Genomic DNA, 22257 nt, shown 5'->3' on the forward strand with positions numbered 1-22257 from the left:
GGCGAGTCGGACCGGACGAGTAAGATCGACCTTTCGTCGCACGCGACGGCCTCGTTCTCTGGAACGATCAGCTCCCCGACGACGCAGGCCGAGCTCTGGGCGTGGCTCGCGCGTACGGCGTGGTGCTCGCGCTTCTCCACCACCTGCGACTGTTGGGTCATCCCCTGGATGATGCCGTCGATGGACTTCTGCTCGTCCGGAGCGGGCGTCTCGATGTCGGGGGCGTAGCGAAGGAATGTCATCGGCGTATCCTCGACGCGTCGTCCGCCTGCGGGGTGATTCTACGAAGGCTGGGATCAGGACGCGGCGTCCAAAGGCCGCGGATCGCGGCCGCGCCTGGGCAGAGAGAAAGACCGCACCGCCGACAAGCCGCGCCGGCCCCCTACCGTTCCACACCTTGTTCATGGGCGATTGAATGCCGCACAACCGGGAACGTCGCCGGGTAAGCGGGTGTTCTGTCCTGGCCGCCAGCGGGAGACAGACCTTGCGATCACCGGTGCGATACACTCCCGACGTTGAGGCGGTGCTGCCGGACGAAGGGCAGACCATCGAGCAGCTCAACCCAACCTTCGATAAGATCCTGAGCCGGGTCGCGGAGCATTCGGGCCATGCCGTGCGCTCGGTCCACGCAAAGTCGCATGGCATCCTTGAAGGGGCTCTGACGATCGATGCGGGCCTGCCCCCCGAGCTGGCCCAAGGCCTGTTCGCCACTCCTGGCCAGCATAAGATCTACATGCGGTTGTCGACCAACGCCGGCGACATCCTTCCCGATGCGGTCTCCCTGCCCCGTGGCCTCGCACTCAAGGTGCTGGACGTCGAGGGCGAGCGCCTGCCGGATGCGGAGGGGACGACCCAGAACTTCATCATGGTCAACGGCAAAGTGTTCCAGGCACCGAACGCAGAGAAGTTCCTGGGCAGCCTCAAGCTGCTGGCCGGCACCACGGACCGCGCCGAGGGGCTGAAGGTCGCCGCCTCCACGGTCCTGCGCGGCGTCAACAAGGCTCTGCATGCGGTGGGCGTCGACAGCCCCACCATCGGCTCGCTGGGCGGCGCGCCCAACGTCAACCCCCTTGGCGAGACGTATAACAGCCTGACGCCGTTCCGGTACGGTGACTATATCGCCAAGTTCTCGCTGGTCCCGGTCGCCCCCGTCCTGACCGCCCTGTCCGGCGCCGAGATCGAAGCCTCCGGCCGTCCGAACGCGATCCGCGAGACGGTGCGGTCCGAGATGGCTGGCATCGCCGGCGAGTGGGAGTTCCGGGTGCAGCTCTGCCGCGACCTCGAACGCCAGCCGGTCGAGGATCCTACGGTGGAATGGAAGGAGGACGAGGCACCGTTCCGGCGGGTCGGCGTCCTCCGTGTCCAGCCGCAGGACAGTTGGGATCCTGCACGGGTCCAAGCTGTGGATGAGGAGATGCGGTTCAGCGTGTGGACCGGCCTCGCAGCGCACCGACCTCTCGGCAACATCAACCGCGCCCGCAACGCTCCCTACCGGCATTCGGCCGAGTTCCGTGAGCGGTTCAACCGCTGCCCGATCCACGAGCCGGGTACGGTGCGCTGAAGCGACATCCTGAAGTTGCACCTGCTGCAGATCTCAGATCGGGCGCAACGGTGATGTCTGCTTCATCGCTAAACCGCTCGAAAGCGGACAGGCAGAAATCCACCCATCTCGGTCGCCAGTCTCTATTTCGTCGATAGCCTAGAAGCGGACCTCCCGAGGGGCTGCAAAGGGTCGAGAGCGGCGGTTCAGCGCCTGACAGCCCAAGGTCGGCTGTTGGCGCACAGCCGGCAGGGACTGGAGGGCAAATAACGGGACGTTCCAGTCTTGGAGAAGCCCTATCACGCCGAGCCGCTGGAGCATCTGTTGGTCCGCCTGCAGACCGGTGAGATGCACCTTCGCGAAGGTGGCTGGGATCTGCCGCCGCCATGCCGGTGCCCGGATGCACCGGCTGACGGCAGGCGATTTCGCGCCGACCAGGGTCGCTGATCCGCATCGCGAGGCAGCGGCCGCCGGATCGACGCTTTCGGCCCCTACACACCGAAGAACGACCGAGGCGGGGCCGGTCGGACCCGTCCAGGAGGATGTCCGCGCCCCGGACTACCGGAGCGTCGGGGACTCGCCCGGCTGCAAGTGGCGGTCGCTTCCGTCGGGACCGCTCGGCGAAACGTGGTCGTTCAATCGGCCGAGATGTTCGAAGACGTGCTCGAAGGCGGCGGTGACGGCCTTCTCGAAGCTACCGTCGCCCTTGCCCTGGGCATCCTTCAACGCGCCGAGCAACTGGCGGTGCTTTTCAGTATCTCTGGACATGGCCTACCCTTTCGCCCGGGCATCCCCCGGGGTCGGTGAAAAGCCCCCGCTACCGACGGCGGTTCCCGGGACCGTGGCCGCGGAGTCGGCGCGCTTACGACGTGGACCTTCGATAGCAACCTCTCGAAGTTCGCACGGCGAAGCGATACCGCCGGCTATCAGGAAGGCTAAGCTCCCATGGTCATGACCGAGCCGCCGTCGACCCTGAGGAACTCGCCCGTGATAAAGCTGGCATGTTCGGAGCAGAGGAACGTGACCGCGGCGGCGACTTCCTCCGCGCGGCCGCGCCGCTTGGCGACGATGCCGGGGCGCTCCTCGTCCAGAGTGACCTGGACCGCTTCGTCGAACGAGATGCCTTTCTCCTTGGCCTTCTTCTCCATCTGCGCGTCGGTCATCGGCGTTGCGATGAAGGCTGGCCCGACCGCGTTCACAAGCACGCCGTCCGGCCCGTAGGCCTTGGACAATCCTTTCGCGAGGTTCAGGACGCCCGCCTTGGCCGCCGCGTAGGGCAGTTCCTCGACGTAGGGCTGCACGGCGTCCTCGGACGAGAACAGCACGACGCGGCCCCAGCCAGCCTTGCGCATGTGCGGAATGAAGGCCCTGGTCGCGCGCACCCCGGCCATGAGATCAGTCTGCAATGCCTCAAGCCAGTCGTCGTCGGTGAGGTCCAGGAAGTCCCCCGACGCCCCGGTGATCCCGGCGGCGCAGACGAGGATGGTCGGCTTGTCGTCGAAGGCCATGTTGGCGAAGGCGGCGAGCACCTCGATCCCCTTGGCCGTGCTCAGGTCCGCTTCGATGGCACGGACCGGGCCCAGCGCCGCCAGTTCCTTGGCGGTGGCCTGCAACTCAGGGCCTTCCTTGTCGGTCAGGACGACGTGCACGCCCTCGCGTAAGAGATGTTCGGCGGTCGAGCGGCCCATGCCAGACTTGGCTCCCGTCACGACCGCGACCCGTCCGCTGATGCCAAGATCCATCTGTCTCGTTCCGTCACCGTTCGAGAGGGCCGCTCCGTGTCACACCATGAGCGGTAAACGGGAAGTCCGCCTTGCGGGAGAGGTTCCGTGGGAGTTCCGTGCTCCGGCCTTCTTGCCGAGTGATGCAGGCTCGAAGTTCCCGTTCCACCTGCTCAAGACCGATACCTGAACTCGTCGCGACGAGCCGGTGCGACCCTAGGCGGCCGGGGGCTGGGGTGCCCAAAGGTCGGACCCAACCAAGGGAACCACCTCCGCTCTACACAATTGCCGCCTCGGCATCACGGAGCAGAAGCATGGCGACGAGCAGCACCCCGCGTACTCATCGGACCCGCAACAACACCGATTCCAACGCCAAGAAGGTGTCCATCGAGGCCTTGAACGCCCGGCTGGCGGACGGCATCGACCTCGCGCTGGCGATCAAGCAGGCGCACTGGAATCTCAAAGGGCCGCAGTTCATCGGGATCCACCTGATGCTGGACGGCTTCCGCGCCGAGATCAGCGGCTTCAACGACAAGGTGGCCGAGCGGGCGGTGCAGCTCGGTGGCACGGCCCTGGGAACGGCGCAGGTCGTGGCCGACAAGACCAAGTTGCCCGCCTACCCGACCGGCATCTACGCCATCGCCGACCACGTCGCCGCGCTGATCGACAGCTACGCCGCCTACGCCAACGCCGTGCGCGAGAACATCGACGAGACGGACGAGGCGGGTGACGCCGACACGGCGGACCTGTTCACGGAGGTGTCCCGCGCCGTCGACAAGCACCTCTGGTTCCTCGAAGCCCACGTGCAAGAGCCGACGGGTCAGATGCGCGACGGCGACGCTCGCAATTGAGCCGTGGCCGCCCCTTCGTACCTGACCGTACTGAGGGGCGGTCGTCAGAAACGTGGTGTCAGGCCGGGATGCTTTCGGGCGAGGCTGTGTTCTCTGCGGTCACGCCATTCTCGCGATGCCGGAAATCGCTCAGCGCCCGATAGACCTGCAGCCGTGCGCGCATCACCGAGCCGAGCGGCCGGTGCTCCGCGAGGCTGTGCGCCGGCCGGAAGGTCATCACCTCGTCGAAGTAGTGCACCCGCTCGGGTGAGTAGGCATCTTGGCGCGGCAGCCGAAGCGTCGCCACCGTCCGGTACGGGCTGACCGCGACCGGCCAGTCGACCGAGGCGTCCTCGATGGGCTGGCGCTCAGCATCCGCCCAGAGCTGCGCCTTAAGCTCGTACACCACCTCGTTGTCGCGGAAGAACGCCGCGGCCGCGTGGCGGAAACCGTCCTCGTCATCGTGTGGGTCGAGCCGCCATTCGGCCAGGTCCAGCTGCGCCTGCGAAGCCGGGACCGCGCCGAGCTTGGCGACGTAGTCCCCGAACCGCATCGGGGCTTGGCTGAAGTAGCTGTCGGCGAGCGGATGGCTGTAGGGGTGGCCCAGGAAGTCGGCCATGGCGCTCTCCGTGCCGAAGGCATGCAACACCCGGTTGAGGTTGCGTGCGGTTGCGGCGGCCGCACTTTTCACGCCCTCGGGCAGGCCGGTCGCCTTGCCGATCACGGTTCCGTCGCGCAGGAACCCGGCCGCCGTCCCGGACGGGAAGGTCGTGCCGGTGGCGAGCACGAAGTCCTGGGTCTCGACGTCGTGGCCGGGCAGCTTCTCGCCGGGCACCCCGAAGACCTTGATCGACATGCCGCGGTGGGTCGACACGCGGTCGCCCAGGGTTTCGCCCGGCCCCTGGGCGAAGCGCACGGCCACCTTGTGCATCCCGGGCTTGGCGAACAGACCCTGTGCGAGTTCGGGCGGCAGGCCTTCGGGAACGACCAACTCCCCGGTGACGCAGGCAGAGCTTTTCGCGTGGCTCGCGCGCACCGCGTGACGCTCGCGCTTCTCCACGACCTGCGACTGCTGGGTCATCCCCTGGATGATGCCGTCGATGGACTTCTGCTCGTCCGGGGCAGGCGTCTCGATGTCGGGCGCGTAACGGAGGTAGGTCATGGGCGTCTCCTGATCGTGTCGTGCGCCAACGGGATTGCTTGACGTTGGCCGGGGTCAGGGCGCGGGATCGACCTGCTGCTTTGGAGCAGAGGGCGGGCGCAAGACGACGAACCCGTGGCGGTTGGGCGGGCCGTACCGCCGACAAATCGTCCGCCGGGGCGTACGTTCCCGGGTTCGTTCATGGGCGATTGAATGTCCCGCAATCCGGAACGTCACCCACCCGCTGTCGTTCTGTCTCGGCCGCTGCCAGGAGACGGACCGTGCAACCTCCCGTTCGATACAGTCCCGATGTCGAGGTGGTGAGGCCCGACGAAGGGCAGACCATCGAACAACTGAACGAGGCCTTCGACACGATCCTAACCAGGGTCGCGGAGCATTCGGGCCATGCCGTGCGCTCGGTCCACGCGAAGTCGCACGGTATCCTCGAAGGGACGCTGACGGTCGATGCGGGGCTGCCCCCCGAACTGGCCCAGGGCCTGTTCGCGAAGGCGGGCGAGCATAAGGTGTACATGCGGATGTCGACCAACGCGGGCGACATCCTACCCGACTCCGTCTCCCTGCCCCGGGGCATCGCCTTGAAGGTCCTGGACGTCGAGGGCGAGCGTCTCCCGGATGCGGAAGGGACGACGCAGAACTTCATCATGGTCAACGGCAAGGTGTTCCAGGCGCCGAACGCCGAGAAGTTCCTCGGCAGCCTCAAGCTGCTCGCCGGCACGACCGACCGGGTGGAGGGGCTGAAGGTCGCCGCCTCGACCGTGTTGCGCGGGGTGAACAAGGCGCTGCACGCATTTGGCGTCGACAGCCCCACCATCGGCTCGCTGGGCGGCGCGCCCAACGTCGACCCCCTCGGCGAGACGTATAATAGCCTGACGCCGTTTCGGTACGGTGACTACATCGCCAAGTTCTCGCTGGTACCGGTCGCCCCCGCCCTGACCGCCCTGACCGGCACCGAGATCGACGCCTCCGGTCGGCCGAACGCGATCCGCGAGACGGTGCGGTCCGAGATGGCTGGCATCGCCGGCGAATGGGAGTTCCGCGTGCAGCTCTGCCGCGATCTCGAACGCCAGCCCATTGAGGACCCGACGGTGGAATGGAAGGAGGACGAGGCACCGTTCCAGCGGGTCGGCGTCCTCCGTGTCCAGCCGCAGGACAGTTGGGATCCGGCCCGGGTCCAGGTGGTGGATGAGGAGATGCGCTTCAGCGTCTGGACCGGGCTCGCCGCGCATCGGCCGCTCGGCAACATCAACCGGGCCCGCAACGCCCCCTACCGGCATTCGGCCGAGTTCCGCGAGCGCTTCAACCGCTGCCCGATCCACGAGCCGGGCGCGCTGCGCCGATGACAGAGGACAACAGGCGGCTCGTCCGCGCCTACTTCGATGCGTTCCGCGACTGCGACGATGCTTGGTGGGACGCCAACATCGCGCCGGACTTCGTCAGGCACGACCCGGGCCTCGACTTCGAGGTGCGCGGACCGGCGGGCGTGCGCAAGCTCGCCGCGGTCCTGCATGGCGGCCTGTCGGACATTGCCATGCCGGTCGACGAACTCATCGCCGAGGGCGACCGCATACTCGCACGGCTACGTTTCCAGGGGCGGCATACCGGGGAGTTCCAGGGACTGCCGGCCACCGGGCAACACGTCGACATCGTGGTCATGGACCTCTTCCAAGTCGCGGACGGTCGCCTCGTCGAACACTGGGCGTTGATGGACAACCTGACGATGCTCAAGCAACTCGGCGCCGTTGACACGTGACGGCCGGCGACGACGCCGTGACGTGATAACCCGCGTCCCGGCGGCCACTCCACGGAGGCTGCGTCCGCCGGGATGAGCGATCAGGCGGTGCCGTTGCCGCCGGTGGCGCCGTAGACCTCGCCGGTGACGTAGCTCGCCTCCTGGCTCGCGAGGAACACGTAAACCGGAGCGAGTTCAACCGGCTGGCCGGGACGGCCCAGCGGCACCTCGGAACCGAACTTCTCGACATTCTCCTGCGGCTGGCCGCCCGAGGGCTGCAGCGCCGTCCAGAACGGACCGGGCGCCACCGCGTTCACCCGGATGCCCTTCGCGATCTGCTGCTTGGCCAGCGCCTTCGAGAAGGCGACGATGCCGGCCTTCGTGGTCGCGTAGTCGACCAGGATCTGCGGCGGGTTGTAGGCCACGACCGAGGCGGTGTTGATCACCGAGGCGCCGGCCGGCATGTGCGGTAGGGCGGCCTTGGTGATCCAGAACATGGCGTAGAGGTTGGTCTTCAGCGTCCGATCGAACTGCTCGTCCGTGATATCGGCGATGTCTTTCTGGTTCGTCTGCTTGCCAGCGTTATTGACGAGAATGTCGAGGCCGCCGAGGTCGGTGACCGCCTTCTTCACGAGTGCCTCGCAGAACCCCTTGTCGGTGATGTCGCCCGGCAGCAGCACCGCCTTGCGGCCCTCCGCCTCGATCAGCTTGGCGACCTCCTGCGCGTCGGGCATCTCGTCCGCGACGAAGCTGAGCGCCACGTCGGCGCCCTCGCGGGCGAACGCGATGGCGGCTGCCCGACCGATACCGGAATCGGCACCGGTGACGAGGGCCTTGCGTCCCTCTAGGCGACCGTGGCCGCGATAGCTGGTTTCGCCATGGTCGGGCTTGGGCTTCATCGCCTGCGCCAGCCCCGGGGCTTCCTGCGGCTGCTTCTCGAAGGGCGGTTGCGGGTATTGTGTGCGGGGGTCCTGCATCTTCAGGCGCAGGTCCGGGGCATCCGTCATCTGGTGTTCCATGGCGCCGGCTTGGCCAGAGCAGCACACGCGGCGCGGTTCAGGGAAGGCGCTGCCCGGATAGCGGGCCAATCACCGACTCGCGCGTCTGTTCCAGTGGCCGTTGGGGGTGTCATCGCCACACCCGACCCTGGGGTCTTACCTGCGTCATCGTCCGCAGGGACCGGGCCTCCGCTTAGGCGTTGTGAGATGGGACCGACCCACCGGAGACGTCATGCTGAACCCGTTCTATGCCACGTTCCTGCTCGCCGTGGAGGCGCAGAAGGTCGTCGAGTTGCGGCTGGTGCGGATCGCCTGGGGCGGAGCCGAGGCTCAGGCCGAGATGGTGTCGATGGTCGGCGAGAAGGTCGTGGCCGCGATGGAAGCTGCCAACACCCTGATGGCGGGCGGAAGCCCCGGCGAGGTCGTCGCACGCTACCGGGAACTGGTCGCAGACAATACGCGGCGCCTCTCAGGAATGGTCTGAGCGCCGGCGCCTGCAGCCAAGTTCCTGGCATTCCGGGGTAAACGGAGCCGACATGGGTGATCTACCCACGTAGCACGATTTGGTCGTGGGGGTCTGCTAATGCTTGATGACCGGACTTTCGGACGGTTGGCGGCAAGGGTCAGCTGATGGCGCATCGCCGTCTTCATCAGTGGAGCCTCGCCACTGCAGGCCTGCTGATAAGCTTCGACAGATCCCTGCCATTCAGCGTGGTACGGCCACCGCGGTTGGCGACGCTTCCATCGTCCACAGCGGCATTTTGGTTGACACTGTGTACCACCAGGGTGCTACACAGAGGGACAGCGGCATCGACCTAAAGCTTTGAGATAGCTAGGGATATTCGGTCGGCAGGCGTCGGGTTCGAATCCAGGTCCCCCAGCCATCTAATTCAGCCCGCTAAGTCAACGACTTGGCGGGTTTTTGAATGCTCGAACGTCGTCTCGAACGGATTGCAACACGCCGCAATACGACCCATGCTTCTACAATGGGCCACGCTGCGCGGTCGGCGGCTCCGTGCAACACGAACGGAACACCCTCACGCCTGTCTGAGAGCGGCCATCCTCCCGAGCGGCCAGTTCCTCCATCGCCTCATCGAGCCGCGCTTCGTCGGTCGATAGATATCCTGCGCAGCCGTAGGGTGAGGATAGCAGCAGGCGACACCTCCGGGATCGCGCGGTCGCGAGCACCCGGCCAGCCCATGCTCCCCGCTCGGCCCGATGTCGGGTGTCGACGCGTCGCGGGACGGGCGATGGCCGGCCCCGATCCGGGGTCGCGTCCTCGACCGGCATGGCGTGTCAGGTCACACGATCCCGGATTGGCAGACGGCGGCCCCTCGACTAGACTTCCCGCATTCCGGCCATCGACGGTTCCGCCATGATCAATCCCGTTCGGAGTTCCTCCAACGACCAGATGCGGGCCGAGCCAGCCGGCGATCGCGGCCGGGCCGACAAGTTCTCGAGCACGCTCGCGGCTTGGATGTCGCGGGGTTCCGCGATCCGCGCGAACTACGCCGTGAGCGAGGAGCACGAGGATCCGGAGCCCGAGCCGATCAAGGCGAGCGCACCGATCATCGCGCCGGACGTCGCGAAGGCCTGACGGAGCGCGCCCACCTCCGCCGGCCTCAGGGAACGAGGGGCGCGCCCGGCTGCCGGTAGACGCTCTGCTCGCCGATCAGGTCGGCGGCGTCGCGCCGGCGGGTCTGGTCGCTCTCGATCAGGGTGATGCTCGTCTGGTCGAGATAGGCCTTGAAGGCGTCGTCCGCCTCGTTCGCGCGCGCGGACGCGGTGGCGTCGGCTTGCCGCGCGATCGCGCGGGGTGAGCTGACGGGCAAGGGGTCACGGGTGCCCTGAAGGGTCTGGTAGGCCGGCAGCGGGATCGAACTCGTCGCCTGGATGGGATCGCTCACGGTCCGTCTCCCCGGTTCGTCTCGGCGCCGGAACGCTCAGCGTAGCGGGCGCGCGGGCGCGGCACAATCCACTCGATCGCCACGACGGCGGCGAAGGCCCCGAGGAGCATCGCGACCGTCACGGCCGCGCCGAGCCAGCCGCGCAGGCGCTCGCCCATCGCGCCGGCCGGCCGCGGATCGGGCGCACCGCCCGCGCCCGGAGCGGGCGGACCGGCGGCGCCTCCCAGAAGGCGGGCGAGCTCCGCGCGGAACCGGGGCAGGTCGGAGCGGCGCGCGAGGAGGGCCCGGAACGCGGGCGTCCAACCCGCCTCCGCGTCCCCGAGCGCCGGTGGCACCGAGATCTCGTCCCAGGGCCGGCCCGCGCCGGCGAGGCGGGCGGCGACCGCCGGGTAGTGCCGGTGCGAGAACACGTAGAGCCGCACCGGCAAGGCCGGATCGAGCCCGCGCAGGGCCGCGTCGAGCGAGGGGGGCTCGACCTCGGTGAGGTCGATGGAGAGCCCCTCCGCGTCCGGCCGCCGCGCGTGCAGGATCGCGACGAGGGCGTCGGCGCGCAGGGGTGCGCGCCCGACCGCACCGAGCTCGGCCGCCTCGGTCGGCGGACCGGGTGCCCCGTCCGGGGCGACGGCGCCCGCCTGCAGCAGGATCAGGAGGATCAGCAGCAGCGCCGCGAAGACGTTGGCCGAGAGATCGGTGAGGACGGTGCCGGCCGCATTCATCGGGCGCCCGTTCCCGGCGGCAGGGCGCAGGCGCGGGCGAGCGCCGGGTCCCGGGCCTCGGCACAGGGCGTCGCGGTGCGCAGCTGCGCGATCCGCACCGGCCCGTGGGCCGCCGCCACCGGCTCCAGCAGGAACGCCGCCTCCAGGCCCGCCGGCTCGATCAGGACCAGCAGCGGCGTCTCCGCCGCGCGCAAGGCGGCGAGCGCGTCGCGCAGGGCGCGGTCGTCCGGCACCGCGTCGAGGGGGATCCGCCGGTTGCCCGCGGAGGCGAGCCGCAGGCCTCCCGCCTCGGCGACGATCGTCGCGGCCGGATGCCCGCCGACCGTCACGGCCGGGGATGGAGGCGTGGTGGGCGCCGCCTCCGCCGCGGGCCGGCGGACCGCACCGAGGTGGAGGGCCGGCAGCAGGACGAGGATCGCCGGCAGCACCATCGCGATCAGGGCGAAGAGCAGGTCGGCGAAGGGATCGATCCCGGGCTCCTCCTCCGCGGCGGCCTCAGGGGGCATCGGCGGGCTCCGCGACCGCGGCGAGCAGGGCGCACTCGGCCGCCAGTTCCTGCTCGCCCTTCTCCACCAGCGCGAGCAGCAGCCCGGCGACCATGCTGGCCAGGATCCCGAGCAGCGTGGTCTCGAACTTCAGGGCGAGGCCCGCGAGGCTGCCCGAGAGGTCGATCCGCCCCGCGCCGCCCTCCCCCGGCAGCGCCGCCATGGCGGCGCTGCCGGGGGAGGGCGGCGCGGGGCGGATCGACCTCTCGGGCAGCCTCGCGGGCCTCGCCCTGAAGTTCGAGACCACGCTGCTCGGGATCCTGGCCAGCATGGTCGCCGGGCTGCTGCTCGCGCTGGTGGAGAAGGGCGAGCAGGAACTGGCGGCCGAGTGCGCCCTGCTCGCCGCGGTCGCGGAGCCCGCCGATGCCCCCTGAGGCCGCCGCGGAGGAGGAGCCCGGGATCGATCCCTTCGCCGACCTGCTCTTCGCCCTGATCGCGATGGTGCTGCCGGCGATCCTCGTCCTGCTGCCGGCCCTCCACCTCGGTGCGGTCCGCCGGCCCGCGGCGGAGGCGGCGCCCACCACGCCTCCATCCCCGGCCGTGACGGTCGGCGGGCATCCGGCCGCGACGATCGTCGCCGAGGCGGGAGGCCTGCGGCTCGCCTCCGCGGGCAACCGGCGGATCCCCCTCGACGCGGTGCCGGACGACCGCGCCCTGCGCGACGCGCTCGCCGCCTTGCGCGCGGCGGAGACGCCGCTGCTGGTCCTGATCGAGCCGGCGGGCCTGGAGGCGGCGTTCCTGCTGGAGCCGGTGGCGGCGGCCCACGGGCCGGTGCGGATCGCGCAGCTGCGCACCGCGACGCCCTGTGCCGAGGCCCGGGACCCGGCGCTCGCCCGCGCCTGCGCCCTGCCGCCGGGAACGGGCGCCCGATGAATGCGGCCGGCACCGTCCTCACCGATCTCTCGGCCAACGTCTTCGCGGCGCTGCTGCTGATCCTCCTGATCCTGCTGCAGGCGGGCGCCGTCGCCCCGGACGGGGCACCCGGTCCGCCGACCGAGGCGGCCGAGCTCGGTGCGGTCGGGCGCGCACCCCTGCGCGCCGACGCCCTCGTCGCGATCCTGCACGCGCGGCGGCCGGACGCGGAGGGGCTCTCCATCGACCTCACCGAGGTCGAGCCCCCCTCGCTCGACGCGGCCCTGCGCGGGCTCGATCCGGCCTTGCCGGTGCGGCTCTACGTGTTCTCGCACCGGCACTACCCGGCGGTCGCCGCCCGCCTCGCCGGCGCGGGCCGGCCCTGGGACGAGATCTCGGTGCCACCGGCGCTCGGGGACGCGGAGGCGGGTTGGACGCCCGCGTTCCGGGCCCTCCTCGCGCGCCGCTCCGACCTGCCCCGGTTCCGCGCGGAGCTCGCCCGCCTTCTGGGAGGCGCCGCCGGTCCGCCCGCTCCGGGCGCGGGCGGTGCGCCCGATCCGCGGCCGGCCGGCGCGATGGGCGAGCGCCTGCGCGGCTGGCTCGGCGCGGCCGTGACGGTCGCGATGCTCCTCGGGGCCTTCGCCGCCGTCGTGGCGATCGAGTGGATTGTGCCGCGCCCGCGCGCCCGCTACGCTGAGCGTTCCGGCGCCGAGACGAACCGGGGAGACGGACCGTGAGCGATCCCATCCAGGCGACGAGTTCGATCCCGCTGCCGGCCTACCAGACCCTTCAGGGCACCCGTGACCCCTTGCCCGTCAGCTCACCCCGCGCGATCGCGCGGCAAGCCGACGCCACCGCGTCCGCGCGCGCGAACGAGGCGGACGACGCCTTCAAGGCCTATCTCGACCAGACGAGCATCACCCTGATCGAGAGCGACCAGACCCGCCGGCGCGACGCCGCCGACCTGATCGGCGAGCAGAGCGTCTACCGGCAGCCGGGCGCGCCCCTCGTTCCCTGAGGCCGGCGGAGGTGGGCGCGCTCCGTCAGGCCTTCGCGACGTCCGGCGCGATGATCGGTGCGCTCGCCTTGATCGGCTCGGGCTCCGGATCCTCGTGCTCCTCGCTCACGGCGTAGTTCGCGCGGATCGCGGAACCCCGCGACATCCAAGCCGCGAGCGTGCTCGAGAACTTGTCGGCCCGGCCGCGATCGCCGGCTGGCTCGGCCCGCATCTGGTCGTTGGAGGAACTCCGAACGGGATTGATCATGGCGGAACCGTCGATGGCCGGAATGCGGGAAGTCTAGTCGAGGGGCCGCCGTCTGCCAATCCGGGATCGTGTGACCTGACACGCCATGCCGGTCGAGGACGCGACCCCGGATCGGGGCCGGCCATCGCCCGTCCCGCGACGCGTCGACACCCGACATCGGGCCGAGCGGGGAGCATGGGCTGGCCGGGTGCTCGCGACCGCGCGATCCCGGAGGTGTCGCCTGCTGCTATCCTCACCCTACGGCTGCGCAGGATATCTATCGACCGACGAAGCGCGGCTCGATGAGGCGATGGAGGAACTGGCCGCTCGGGAGGATGGCCGCTCTCAGACAGGCGTGAGGGTGTTCCGTTCGTGTTGCACGGAGCCGCCGACCGCGCAGCGTGGCCCATTGTAGAAGCATGGGTCGTATTGCGGCGTGTTGCAATCCGTTCGAGACGACGTTCGAGCATTCAAAAACCCGCCAAGTCGTTGACTTAGCGGGCTGAATTAGATGGCTGGGGGACCTGGATTCGAACCCGACGCCTGCCGACCGAATATCCCTAGCTATCTCAAAGCTTTAGGTCGATGCCGCTGTCCCTCTGTGTAGCACCCTGGTGGTACACAGTGTCAACCAAAATGCCGCTGTGGACGATGGAAGCGTCGCCAACCGCGGTGGCCGTACCACGCTGAATGGCAGGGATCTGTCGAAGCTTATCAGCAGGCCTGCAGTGGCGAGGCTCCACTGATGAAGACGGCGATGCGCCATCAGCTGACCCTTGCCGCCAACCGTCCGAAAGTCCGGTCATCAAGCATTAGCAGACCCCCACGACCAAATCGTGCTACGTGGGTAGATCACCCATGTCGGCTCCGTTTACCCCGGAATGCCAGGAACTTGGCTGCAGGCGCCGGCGCTCAGACCATTCCTGAGAGGCGCCGCGTATTGTCTGCGACCAGTTCCCGGTAGCGTGCGACGACCTCGCCGGGGCTTCCGCCCGCCATCAGGGTGTTGGCAGCTTCCATCGCGGCCACGACCTTCTCGCCGACCATCGACACCATCTCGGCCTGAGCCTCGGCTCCGCCCCAGGCGATCCGCACCAGCCGCAACTCGACGACCTTCTGCGCCTCCACGGCGAGCAGGAACGTGGCATAGAACGGGTTCAGCATGACGTCTCCGGTGGGTCGGTCCCATCTCACAACGCCTAAGCGGAGGCCCGGTCCCTGCGGACGATGACGCAGGTAAGACCCCAGGGTCGGGTGTGGCGATGACACCCCCAACGGCCACTGGAACAGACGCGCGAGTCGGTGATTGGCCCGCTATCCGGGCAGCGCCTTCCCTGAACCGCGCCGCGTGTGCTGCTCTGGCCAAGCCGGCGCCATGGAACACCAGATGACGGATGCCCCGGACCTGCGCCTGAAGATGCAGGACCCCCGCACACAATACCCGCAACCGCCCTTCGAGAAGCAGCCGCAGGAAGCCCCGGGGCTGGCGCAGGCGATGAAGCCCAAGCCCGACCATGGCGAAACCAGCTATCGCGGCCACGGTCGCCTAGAGGGACGCAAGGCCCTCGTCACCGGTGCCGATTCCGGTATCGGTCGGGCAGCCGCCATCGCGTTCGCCCGCGAGGGCGCCGACGTGGCGCTCAGCTTCGTCGCGGACGAGATGCCCGACGCGCAGGAGGTCGCCAAGCTGATCGAGGCGGAGGGCCGCAAGGCGGTGCTGCTGCCGGGCGACATCACCGACAAGGGGTTCTGCGAGGCACTCGTGAAGAAGGCGGTCACCGACCTCGGCGGCCTCGACATTCTCGTCAATAACGCTGGCAAGCAGACGAACCAGAAAGACATCGCCGATATCACGGACGAGCAGTTCGATCGGACGCTGAAGACCAACCTCTACGCCATGTTCTGGATCACCAAGGCCGCCCTACCGCACATGCCGGCCGGCGCCTCGGTGATCAACACCGCCTCGGTCGTGGCCTACAACCCGCCGCAGATCCTGGTCGACTACGCGACCACGAAGGCCGGCATCGTCGCCTTCTCGAAGGCGCTGGCCAAGCAGCAGATCGCGAAGGGCATCCGGGTGAACGCGGTGGCGCCCGGTCCGTTCTGGACGGCGCTGCAGCCCTCGGGCGGCCAGCCGCAGGAGAATGTCGAGAAGTTCGGTTCCGAGGTGCCGCTGGGCCGTCCCGGCCAGCCGGTTGAACTCGCTCCGGTTTACGTGTTCCTCGCGAGCCAGGAGGCGAGCTACGTCACCGGCGAGGTCTACGGCGCCACCGGCGGCAACGGCACCGCCTGATCGCTCATCCCGGCGGACGCAGCCTCCGTGGAGTGGCCGCCGGGACGCGGGTTATCACGTCACGGCGTCGTCGCCGGCCGTCACGTGTCAACGGCGCCGAGTTGCTTGAGCATCGTCAGGTTGTCCATCAACGCCCAGTGTTCGACGAGGCGACCGTCCGCGACTTGGAAGAGGTCCATGACCACGATGTCGACGTGTTGCCCGGTGGCCGGCAGTCCCTGGAACTCCCCGGTATGCCGCCCCTGGAAACGTAGCCGTGCGAGTATGCGGTCGCCCTCGGCGATGAGTTCGTCGACCGGCATGGCAATGTCCGACAGGCCGCCATGCAGGACCGCGGCGAGCTTGCGCACGCCCGCCGGTCCGCGCACCTCGAAGTCGAGGCCCGGGTCGTGCCTGACGAAGTCCGGCGCGATGTTGGCGTCCCACCAAGCATCGTCGCAGTCGCGGAACGCATCGAAGTAGGCGCGGACGAGCCGCCTGTTGTCCTCTGTCATCGGCGCAGCGCGCCCGGCTCGTGGATCGGGCAGCGGTTGAAGCGCTCGCGGAACTCGGCCGAATGCCGGTAGGGGGCGTTGCGGGCCCGGTTGATGTTGCCGAGCGGCCGATGCGCGGCGAGCCCGGTCCAGACGCTGAAGCGCATCTCCTCATCCACCACCTGGACCCGGGCCGGATCCCAACTGTCCTGCGGCTGGACACGGAGGACGCCGACCCGCTGGAACGGTGCCTCGTCCTCCTTCCATTCCACCGTCGGGTCCTCAATGGGCTGGCGTTCGAGATCGCGGCAGAGCTGCACGCGGAACTCCCATTCGCCGGCGATGCCAGCCATCTCGGACCGCACCGTCTCGCGGATCGCGTTCGGCCGACCGGAGGCGTCGATCTCGGTGCCGGTCAGGGCGGTCAGGGCGGGGGCGACCGGTACCAGCGAGAACTTGGCGATGTAGTCACCGTACCGAAACGGCGTCAGGCTATTATACGTCTCGCCGAGGGGGTCGACGTTGGGCGCGCCGCCCAGCGAGCCGATGGTGGGGCTGTCGACGCCAAATGCGTGCAGCGCCTTGTTCACCCCGCGCAACACGGTCGAGGCGGCGACCTTCAGCCCCTCCACCCGGTCGGTCGTGCCGGCGAGCAGCTTGAGGCTGCCGAGGAACTTCTCGGCGTTCGGCGCCTGGAACACCTTGCCGTTGACCATGATGAAGTTCTGCGTCGTCCCTTCCGCATCCGGGAGACGCTCGCCCTCGACGTCCAGGACCTTCAAGGCGATGCCCCGGGGCAGGGAGACGGAGTCGGGTAGGATGTCGCCCGCGTTGGTCGACATCCGCATGTACACCTTATGCTCGCCCGCCTTCGCGAACAGGCCCTGGGCCAGTTCGGGGGGCAGCCCCGCATCGACCGTCAGCGTCCCTTCGAGGATACCGTGCGACTTCGCGTGGACCGAGCGCACGGCATGGCCCGAATGCTCCGCGACCCTGGTTAGGATCGTGTCGAAGGCCTCGTTCAGTTGTTCGATGGTCTGCCCTTCGTCGGGCCTCACCACCTCGACATCGGGACTGTATCGAACGGGAGGTTGCACGGTCCGTCTCCTGGCAGCGGCCGAGACAGAACGACAGCGGGTGGGTGACGTTCCGGATTGCGGGACATTCAATCGCCCATGAACGAACCCGGGAACGTACGCCCCGGCGGACGATTTGTCGGCGGTACGGCCCGCCCAACCGCCACGGGTTCGTCGTCTTGCGCCCGCCCTCTGCTCCAAAGCAGCAGGTCGATCCCGCGCCCTGACCCCGGCCAACGTCAAGCAATCCCGTTGGCGCACGACACGATCAGGAGACGCCCATGACCTACCTCCGTTACGCGCCCGACATCGAGACGCCTGCCCCGGACGAGCAGAAGTCCATCGACGGCATCATCCAGGGGATGACCCAGCAGTCGCAGGTCGTGGAGAAGCGCGAGCGTCACGCGGTGCGCGCGAGCCACGCGAAAAGCTCTGCCTGCGTCACCGGGGAGTTGGTCGTTCCCGAAGGCCTGCCGCCCGAACTCGCACAGGGTCTGTTCGCCAAGCCCGGGATGCACAAGGTGGCCGTGCGCTTCGCCCAGGGGCCGGGCGAAACCCTGGGCGACCGCGTGTCGACCCACCGCGGCATGTCGATCAAGGTCTTCGGGGTGCCCGGCGAGAAGCTGCCCGGCCACGACGTCGAGACCCAGGACTTCGTGCTCGCCACCGGCACGACCTTCCCGTCCGGGACGGCGGCCGGGTTCCTGCGCGACGGAACCGTGATCGGCAAGGCGACCGGCCTGCCCGAGGGCGTGAAAAGTGCGGCCGCCGCAACCGCACGCAACCTCAACCGGGTGTTGCATGCCTTCGGCACGGAGAGCGCCATGGCCGACTTCCTGGGCCACCCCTACAGCCATCCGCTCGCCGACAGCTACTTCAGCCAAGCCCCGATGCGGTTCGGGGACTACGTCGCCAAGCTCGGCGCGGTCCCGGCTTCGCAGGCGCAGCTGGACCTGGCCGAATGGCGGCTCGACCCACACGATGACGAGGACGGTTTCCGCCACGCGGCCGCGGCGTTCTTCCGCGACAACGAGGTGGTGTACGAGCTTAAGGCGCAGCTCTGGGCGGATGCTGAGCGCCAGCCCATCGAGGACGCCTCGGTCGACTGGCCGGTCGCGGTCAGCCCGTACCGGACGGTGGCGACGCTTCGGCTGCCGCGCCAAGATGCCTACTCACCCGAGCGGGTGCACTACTTCGACGAGGTGATGACCTTCCGGCCGGCGCACAGCCTCGCGGAGCACCGGCCGCTCGGCTCGGTGATGCGCGCACGGCTGCAGGTCTATCGGGCGCTGAGCGATTTCCGGCATCGCGAGAATGGCGTGACCGCAGAGAACACAGCCTCGCCCGAAAGCATCCCGGCCTGACACCACGTTTCTGACGACCGCCCCTCAGTACGGTCAGGTACGAAGGGGCGGCCACGGCTCAATTGCGAGCGTCGCCGTCGCGCATCTGACCCGTCGGCTCTTGCACGTGGGCTTCGAGGAACCAGAGGTGCTTGTCGACGGCGCGGGACACCTCCGTGAACAGGTCCGCCGTGTCGGCGTCACCCGCCTCGTCCGTCTCGTCGATGTTCTCGCGCACGGCGTTGGCGTAGGCGGCGTAGCTGTCGATCAGCGCGGCGACGTGGTCGGCGATGGCGTAGATGCCGGTCGGGTAGGCGGGCAACTTGGTCTTGTCGGCCACGACCTGCGCCGTTCCCAGGGCCGTGCCACCGAGCTGCACCGCCCGCTCGGCCACCTTGTCGTTGAAGCCGCTGATCTCGGCGCGGAAGCCGTCCAGCATCAGGTGGATCCCGATGAACTGCGGCCCTTTGAGATTCCAGTGCGCCTGCTTGATCGCCAGCGCGAGGTCGATGCCGTCCGCCAGCCGGGCGTTCAAGGCCTCGATGGACACCTTCTTGGCGTTGGAATCGGTGTTGTTGCGGGTCCGATGAGTACGCGGGGTGCTGCTCGTCGCCATGCTTCTGCTCCGTGATGCCGAGGCGGCAATTGTGTAGAGCGGAGGTGGTTCCCTTGGTTGGGTCCGACCTTTGGGCACCCCAGCCCCCGGCCGCCTAGGGTCGCACCGGCTCGTCGCGACGAGTTCAGGTATCGGTCTTGAGCAGGTGGAACGGGAACTTCGAGCCTGCATCACTCGGCAAGAAGGCCGGAGCACGGAACTCCCACGGAACCTCTCCCGCAAGGCGGACTTCCCGTTTACCGCTCATGGTGTGACACGGAGCGGCCCTCTCGAACGGTGACGGAACGAGACAGATGGATCTTGGCATCAGCGGACGGGTCGCGGTCGTGACGGGAGCCAAGTCTGGCATGGGCCGCTCGACCGCCGAACATCTCTTACGCGAGGGCGTGCACGTCGTCCTGACCGACAAGGAAGGCCCTGAGTTGCAGGCCACCGCCAAGGAACTGGCGGCGCTGGGCCCGGTCCGTGCCATCGAAGCGGACCTGAGCACGGCCAAGGGGATCGAGGTGCTCGCCGCCTTCGCCAACATGGCCTTCGACGACAAGCCGACCATCCTCGTCTGCGCCGCCGGGATCACCGGGGCGTCGGGGGACTTCCTGGACCTCACCGACGACGACTGGCTTGAGGCATTGCAGACTGATCTCATGGCCGGGGTGCGCGCGACCAGGGCCTTCATTCCGCACATGCGCAAGGCTGGCTGGGGCCGCGTCGTGCTGTTCTCGTCCGAGGACGCCGTGCAGCCCTACGTCGAGGAACTGCCCTACGCGGCGGCCAAGGCGGGCGTCCTGAACCTCGCGAAAGGATTGTCCAAGGCCTACGGGCCGGACGGCGTGCTTGTGAACGCGGTCGGGCCAGCCTTCATCGCAACGCCGATGACCGACGCGCAGATGGAGAAGAAGGCCAAGGAGAAAGGCATCTCGTTCGACGAAGCGGTCCAGGTCACTCTGGACGAGGAGCGCCCCGGCATCGTCGCCAAGCGGCGCGGCCGCGCGGAGGAAGTCGCCGCCGCGGTCACGTTCCTCTGCTCCGAACATGCCAGCTTTATCACGGGCGAGTTCCTCAGGGTCGACGGCGGCTCGGTCATGACCATGGGAGCTTAGCCTTCCTGATAGCCGGCGGTATCGCTTCGCCGTGCGAACTTCGAGAGGTTGCTATCGAAGGTCCACGTCGTAAGCGCGCCGACTCCGCGGCCACGGTCCCGGGAACCGCCGTCGGTAGCGGGGGCTTTTCACCGACCCCGGGGGATGCCCGGGCGAAAGGGTAGGCCATGTCCAGAGATACTGAAAAGCACCGCCAGTTGCTCGGCGCGTTGAAGGATGCCCAGGGCAAGGGCGACGGTAGCTTCGAGAAGGCCGTCACCGCCGCCTTCGAGCACGTCTTCGAACATCTCGGCCGATTGAACGACCACGTTTCGCCGAGCGGTCCCGACGGAAGCGACCGCCACTTGCAGCCGGGCGAGTCCCCGACGCTCCGGTAGTCCGGGGCGCGGACATCCTCCTGGACGGGTCCGACCGGCCCCGCCTCGGTCGTTCTTCGGTGTGTAGGGGCCGAAAGCGTCGATCCGGCGGCCGCTGCCTCGCGATGCGGATCAGCGACCCTGGTCGGCGCGAAATCGCCTGCCGTCAGCCGGTGCATCCGGGCACCGGCATGGCGGCGGCAGATCCCAGCCACCTTCGCGAAGGTGCATCTCACCGGTCTGCAGGCGGACCAACAGATGCTCCAGCGGCTCGGCGTGATAGGGCTTCTCCAAGACTGGAACGTCCCGTTATTTGCCCTCCAGTCCCTGCCGGCTGTGCGCCAACAGCCGACCTTGGGCTGTCAGGCGCTGAACCGCCGCTCTCGACCCTTTGCAGCCCCTCGGGAGGTCCGCTTCTAGGCTATCGACGAAATAGAGACTGGCGACCGAGATGGGTGGATTTCTGCCTGTCCGCTTTCGAGCGGTTTAGCGATGAAGCAGACATCACCGTTGCGCCCGATCTGAGATCTGCAGCAGGTGCAACTTCAGGATGTCGCTTCAGCGCACCGTACCCGGCTCGTGGATCGGGCAGCGGTTGAACCGCTCACGGAACTCGGCCGAATGCCGGTAGGGAGCGTTGCGGGCGCGGTTGATGTTGCCGAGAGGTCGGTGCGCTGCGAGGCCGGTCCACACGCTGAACCGCATCTCCTCATCCACAGCTTGGACCCGTGCAGGATCCCAACTGTCCTGCGGCTGGACACGGAGGACGCCGACCCGCCGGAACGGTGCCTCGTCCTCCTTCCATTCCACCGTAGGATCCTCGACCGGCTGGCGTTCGAGGTCGCGGCAGAGCTGCACCCGGAACTCCCACTCGCCGGCGATGCCAGCCATCTCGGACCGCACCGTCTCGCGGATCGCGTTCGGACGGCCGGAGGCTTCGATCTCGGCGCCGGACAGGGCGGTCAGGACGGGGGCGACCGGGACCAGCGAGAACTTGGCGATATAGTCACCGTACCGGAACGGCGTCAGGCTGTTATACGTCTCGCCAAGGGGGTTGACGTTGGGCGCGCCGCCCAGCGAGCCGATGGTGGGGCTGTCGACGCCCACCGCATGCAGAGCCTTGTTGACGCCGCGCAGGACCGTGGAGGCGGCGACCTTCAGCCCCTCGGCGCGGTCCGTGGTGCCGGCCAGCAGCTTGAGGCTGCCCAGGAACTTCTCTGCGTTCGGTGCCTGGAACACTTTGCCGTTGACCATGATGAAGTTCTGGGTCGTCCCCTCCGCATCCGGCAGGCGCTCGCCCTCGACGTCCAGCACCTTGAGTGCGAGGCCACGGGGCAGGGAGACCGCATCGGGAAGGATGTCGCCGGCGTTGGTCGACAACCGCATGTAGATCTTATGCTGGCCAGGAGTGGCGAACAGGCCTTGGGCCAGCTCGGGGGGCAGGCCCGCATCGATCGTCAGAGCCCCTTCAAGGATGCCATGCGACTTTGCGTGGACCGAGCGCACGGCATGGCCCGAATGCTCCGCGACCCGGCTCAGGATCTTATCGAAGGTTGGGTTGAGCTGCTCGATGGTCTGCCCTTCGTCCGGCAGCACCGCCTCAACGTCGGGAGTGTATCGCACCGGTGATCGCAAGGTCTGTCTCCCGCTGGCGGCCAGGACAGAACACCCGCTTACCCGGCGACGTTCCCGGTTGTGCGGCATTCAATCGCCCATGAACAAGGTGTGGAACGGTAGGGGGCCGGCGCGGCTTGTC

General features: G+C 68.5%; 28 protein-coding genes and 1 pseudogene. 14 read left to right on the plus strand and 15 right to left on the minus strand.

From position 1 onward, the window contains the following. Positions 1-53: 53 nt before the first annotated feature. Positions 54-242 (minus strand): annotated as a pseudogene (locus tag AX737_RS37770) (catalase); the annotation flags it as partial. Positions 243-496: 254 nt separating this feature from the next. On the opposite strand from AX737_RS37770, the gene AX737_RS04095 reads away from it, so the two are divergent. Then, positions 497-1561 (plus strand): catalase family protein, encoded by a 1065-nt coding sequence (locus AX737_RS04095; RefSeq protein WP_082772874.1) that lies wholly within the window; start codon positions 497-499, stop codon positions 1559-1561. A gap of 537 nt (positions 1562-2098) precedes the next feature. Here AX737_RS04095 and AX737_RS04100 read toward each other — a convergent pair. Together AX737_RS04100 and AX737_RS04105 are read right to left on the minus strand one after the other, a co-directional pair. Next, complete coding sequence (locus tag AX737_RS04100) at positions 2099-2308, minus strand: hypothetical protein (protein WP_066919239.1); 210 nt, start codon at positions 2306-2308, stop codon at positions 2099-2101. Between the two features lie 167 nt (positions 2309-2475). Continuing rightward, a complete protein-coding gene (locus AX737_RS04105; protein WP_066919241.1) occupies positions 2476-3282 on the minus strand; it encodes an SDR family oxidoreductase in 807 nt (268 codons plus the stop codon). 293 nt (positions 3283-3575) lie between these two features. Between AX737_RS04105 and dps (AX737_RS04110) the strand changes: the two genes are divergently transcribed. Continuing rightward, positions 3576-4112, plus strand: a complete 537-nt coding sequence (gene dps / locus AX737_RS04110) for a DNA starvation/stationary phase protection protein Dps (protein WP_066919243.1) — start codon at positions 3576-3578, stop codon at positions 4110-4112. Positions 4113-4170: 58 nt separating this feature from the next. On the opposite strand, the gene AX737_RS04115 is transcribed toward dps (AX737_RS04110), so the two are convergent. Next, positions 4171-5253: a catalase family protein gene (locus AX737_RS04115; RefSeq protein WP_066919245.1), complete on the minus strand. Its 1083-nt coding sequence runs from the start codon at positions 5251-5253 to the stop codon at positions 4171-4173. A 260-nt stretch (positions 5254-5513) separates the two neighbouring features. On the opposite strand from AX737_RS04115, the gene AX737_RS04120 reads away from it, so the two are divergent. Then, complete coding sequence (locus AX737_RS04120; RefSeq protein ID WP_066919246.1) at positions 5514-6593, plus strand: catalase family protein; 1080 nt, start codon at positions 5514-5516, stop codon at positions 6591-6593. After that, complete coding sequence (locus tag AX737_RS04125) at positions 6590-7003, plus strand: ester cyclase (protein WP_066919248.1); 414 nt, start codon at positions 6590-6592, stop codon at positions 7001-7003. Before AX737_RS04120 ends, AX737_RS04125 begins: the two co-directional genes overlap by 4 nt. A gap of 80 nt (positions 7004-7083) precedes the next feature. Here the strand turns inward: AX737_RS04125 and AX737_RS04130 are convergent, their stop codons facing one another. Further along, positions 7084-7989, minus strand: coding sequence for an SDR family oxidoreductase (locus AX737_RS04130; protein WP_066919250.1), 906 nt, complete (start codon positions 7987-7989; stop codon positions 7084-7086). Positions 7990-8212: 223 nt separating this feature from the next. Between AX737_RS04130 and AX737_RS04135 the strand changes: the two genes are divergently transcribed. Together AX737_RS04135 and AX737_RS04140 are read left to right on the plus strand one after the other, a co-directional pair. Beyond that, positions 8213-8464, plus strand: coding sequence for a hypothetical protein (locus AX737_RS04135; RefSeq protein ID WP_066919252.1), 252 nt, complete (start codon positions 8213-8215; stop codon positions 8462-8464). 891 nt (positions 8465-9355) lie between these two features. After that, positions 9356-9577 (plus strand): hypothetical protein, encoded by a 222-nt coding sequence (locus AX737_RS04140; protein WP_156453520.1) that lies wholly within the window; start codon positions 9356-9358, stop codon positions 9575-9577. A gap of 25 nt (positions 9578-9602) precedes the next feature. Here the strand turns inward: AX737_RS04140 and AX737_RS04145 are convergent, their stop codons facing one another. Genes AX737_RS04145 through AX737_RS32925 form a run of 4 tightly spaced genes read right to left on the minus strand, consistent with a single transcriptional unit; the run spans position 9603 to position 11311 of the window. Beyond that, entirely contained in the window at positions 9603-9887 is a 285-nt protein-coding gene (locus AX737_RS04145) for a hypothetical protein (RefSeq protein ID WP_066919256.1), read from the minus strand. Beyond that, the gene (locus AX737_RS04150) at positions 9884-10603 is read right to left on the minus strand and encodes a hypothetical protein (protein WP_066919258.1); all 720 of its coding nucleotides are present in this window, start codon (positions 10601-10603) and stop codon (positions 9884-9886) included. Before AX737_RS04150 ends, AX737_RS04145 begins: the two co-directional genes overlap by 4 nt. Further along, a complete protein-coding gene (locus AX737_RS04155; protein ID WP_066919260.1) occupies positions 10600-11109 on the minus strand; it encodes a hypothetical protein in 510 nt (169 codons plus the stop codon). Before AX737_RS04155 ends, AX737_RS04150 begins: the two co-directional genes overlap by 4 nt. Next, positions 11099-11311 (minus strand): hypothetical protein, encoded by a 213-nt coding sequence (locus tag AX737_RS32925; RefSeq protein WP_066919262.1) that lies wholly within the window; start codon positions 11309-11311, stop codon positions 11099-11101. The genes AX737_RS04155 and AX737_RS32925 overlap by 11 nt, the downstream gene beginning before the upstream one ends. Here AX737_RS32925 and AX737_RS32930 point away from each other — a divergent pair. The 4 genes from AX737_RS32930 to AX737_RS04180 are packed head-to-tail and all read left to right on the plus strand — an operon-like array spanning position 11310 to position 13018. Further along, entirely contained in the window at positions 11310-11522 is a 213-nt protein-coding gene (locus tag AX737_RS32930) for a hypothetical protein (protein ID WP_066919262.1), read from the plus strand. The two genes, AX737_RS32925 and AX737_RS32930, sit on opposite strands and share 2 nt — an antisense overlap. After that, a complete protein-coding gene (locus AX737_RS04170; protein ID WP_066919260.1) occupies positions 11512-12021 on the plus strand; it encodes a hypothetical protein in 510 nt (169 codons plus the stop codon). Before AX737_RS32930 ends, AX737_RS04170 begins: the two co-directional genes overlap by 11 nt. Further along, on the plus strand, positions 12018-12737 hold the full coding sequence (locus AX737_RS04175; protein WP_066919258.1) for a hypothetical protein: 720 nt from the start codon (positions 12018-12020) through the stop codon (positions 12735-12737). The genes AX737_RS04170 and AX737_RS04175 overlap by 4 nt, the downstream gene beginning before the upstream one ends. Then, positions 12734-13018 (plus strand): hypothetical protein, encoded by a 285-nt coding sequence (locus AX737_RS04180; protein ID WP_066919256.1) that lies wholly within the window; start codon positions 12734-12736, stop codon positions 13016-13018. Before AX737_RS04175 ends, AX737_RS04180 begins: the two co-directional genes overlap by 4 nt. Positions 13019-13043: 25 nt before the next feature. Here the strand turns inward: AX737_RS04180 and AX737_RS04185 are convergent, their stop codons facing one another. Together AX737_RS04185 and AX737_RS04190 are read right to left on the minus strand one after the other, a co-directional pair. Next, positions 13044-13265, minus strand: a complete 222-nt coding sequence (locus AX737_RS04185; protein ID WP_156453520.1) for a hypothetical protein — start codon at positions 13263-13265, stop codon at positions 13044-13046. An 891-nt stretch (positions 13266-14156) separates the two neighbouring features. After that, positions 14157-14408, minus strand: coding sequence for a hypothetical protein (locus tag AX737_RS04190; protein WP_066919252.1), 252 nt, complete (start codon positions 14406-14408; stop codon positions 14157-14159). Between the two features lie 223 nt (positions 14409-14631). Here AX737_RS04190 and AX737_RS04195 point away from each other — a divergent pair, with 223 nt between their 5' ends. Continuing rightward, positions 14632-15537 (plus strand): SDR family oxidoreductase, encoded by a 906-nt coding sequence (locus AX737_RS04195; RefSeq protein ID WP_066919250.1) that lies wholly within the window; start codon positions 14632-14634, stop codon positions 15535-15537. 80 nt (positions 15538-15617) lie between these two features. On the opposite strand, the gene AX737_RS04200 is transcribed toward AX737_RS04195, so the two are convergent. Beyond that, positions 15618-16031 carry an ester cyclase gene (locus AX737_RS04200; protein ID WP_066919248.1) on the minus strand — a complete coding sequence of 138 codons (414 nt, stop codon included), beginning with the start codon at positions 16029-16031 and terminating at the stop codon, positions 15618-15620. Beyond that, positions 16028-17107, minus strand: a complete 1080-nt coding sequence (locus tag AX737_RS04205; RefSeq protein WP_066919246.1) for a catalase family protein — start codon at positions 17105-17107, stop codon at positions 16028-16030. Before AX737_RS04205 ends, AX737_RS04200 begins: the two co-directional genes overlap by 4 nt. A gap of 260 nt (positions 17108-17367) precedes the next feature. Between AX737_RS04205 and AX737_RS04210 the strand changes: the two genes are divergently transcribed. Beyond that, a complete protein-coding gene (locus AX737_RS04210; RefSeq protein ID WP_066919245.1) occupies positions 17368-18450 on the plus strand; it encodes a catalase family protein in 1083 nt (360 codons plus the stop codon). A gap of 58 nt (positions 18451-18508) precedes the next feature. Here the strand turns inward: AX737_RS04210 and dps (AX737_RS04215) are convergent, their stop codons facing one another. After that, entirely contained in the window at positions 18509-19045 is a 537-nt protein-coding gene (dps, locus tag AX737_RS04215) for a DNA starvation/stationary phase protection protein Dps (RefSeq protein WP_066919243.1), read from the minus strand. 293 nt (positions 19046-19338) lie between these two features. Between dps (AX737_RS04215) and AX737_RS04220 the strand changes: the two genes are divergently transcribed. Beyond that, entirely contained in the window at positions 19339-20145 is an 807-nt protein-coding gene (locus tag AX737_RS04220) for an SDR family oxidoreductase (protein ID WP_066919241.1), read from the plus strand. 167 nt (positions 20146-20312) lie between these two features. Continuing rightward, positions 20313-20522: a hypothetical protein gene (locus AX737_RS04225; protein ID WP_066919239.1), complete on the plus strand. Its 210-nt coding sequence runs from the start codon at positions 20313-20315 to the stop codon at positions 20520-20522. Positions 20523-21059: 537 nt separating this feature from the next. On the opposite strand, the gene AX737_RS04230 is transcribed toward AX737_RS04225, so the two are convergent. Further along, positions 21060-22124, minus strand: coding sequence for a catalase family protein (locus AX737_RS04230; RefSeq protein ID WP_082772874.1), 1065 nt, complete (start codon positions 22122-22124; stop codon positions 21060-21062). Between the last annotated feature and the right edge of the window lie 133 nt (positions 22125-22257).

Source organism: Methylobacterium sp. CCH5-D2, assembly GCF_001556475.1.
In the GTDB taxonomy this organism is placed as follows: domain Bacteria; phylum Pseudomonadota; class Alphaproteobacteria; order Rhizobiales; family Beijerinckiaceae; genus Methylobacterium; species Methylobacterium hispanicum.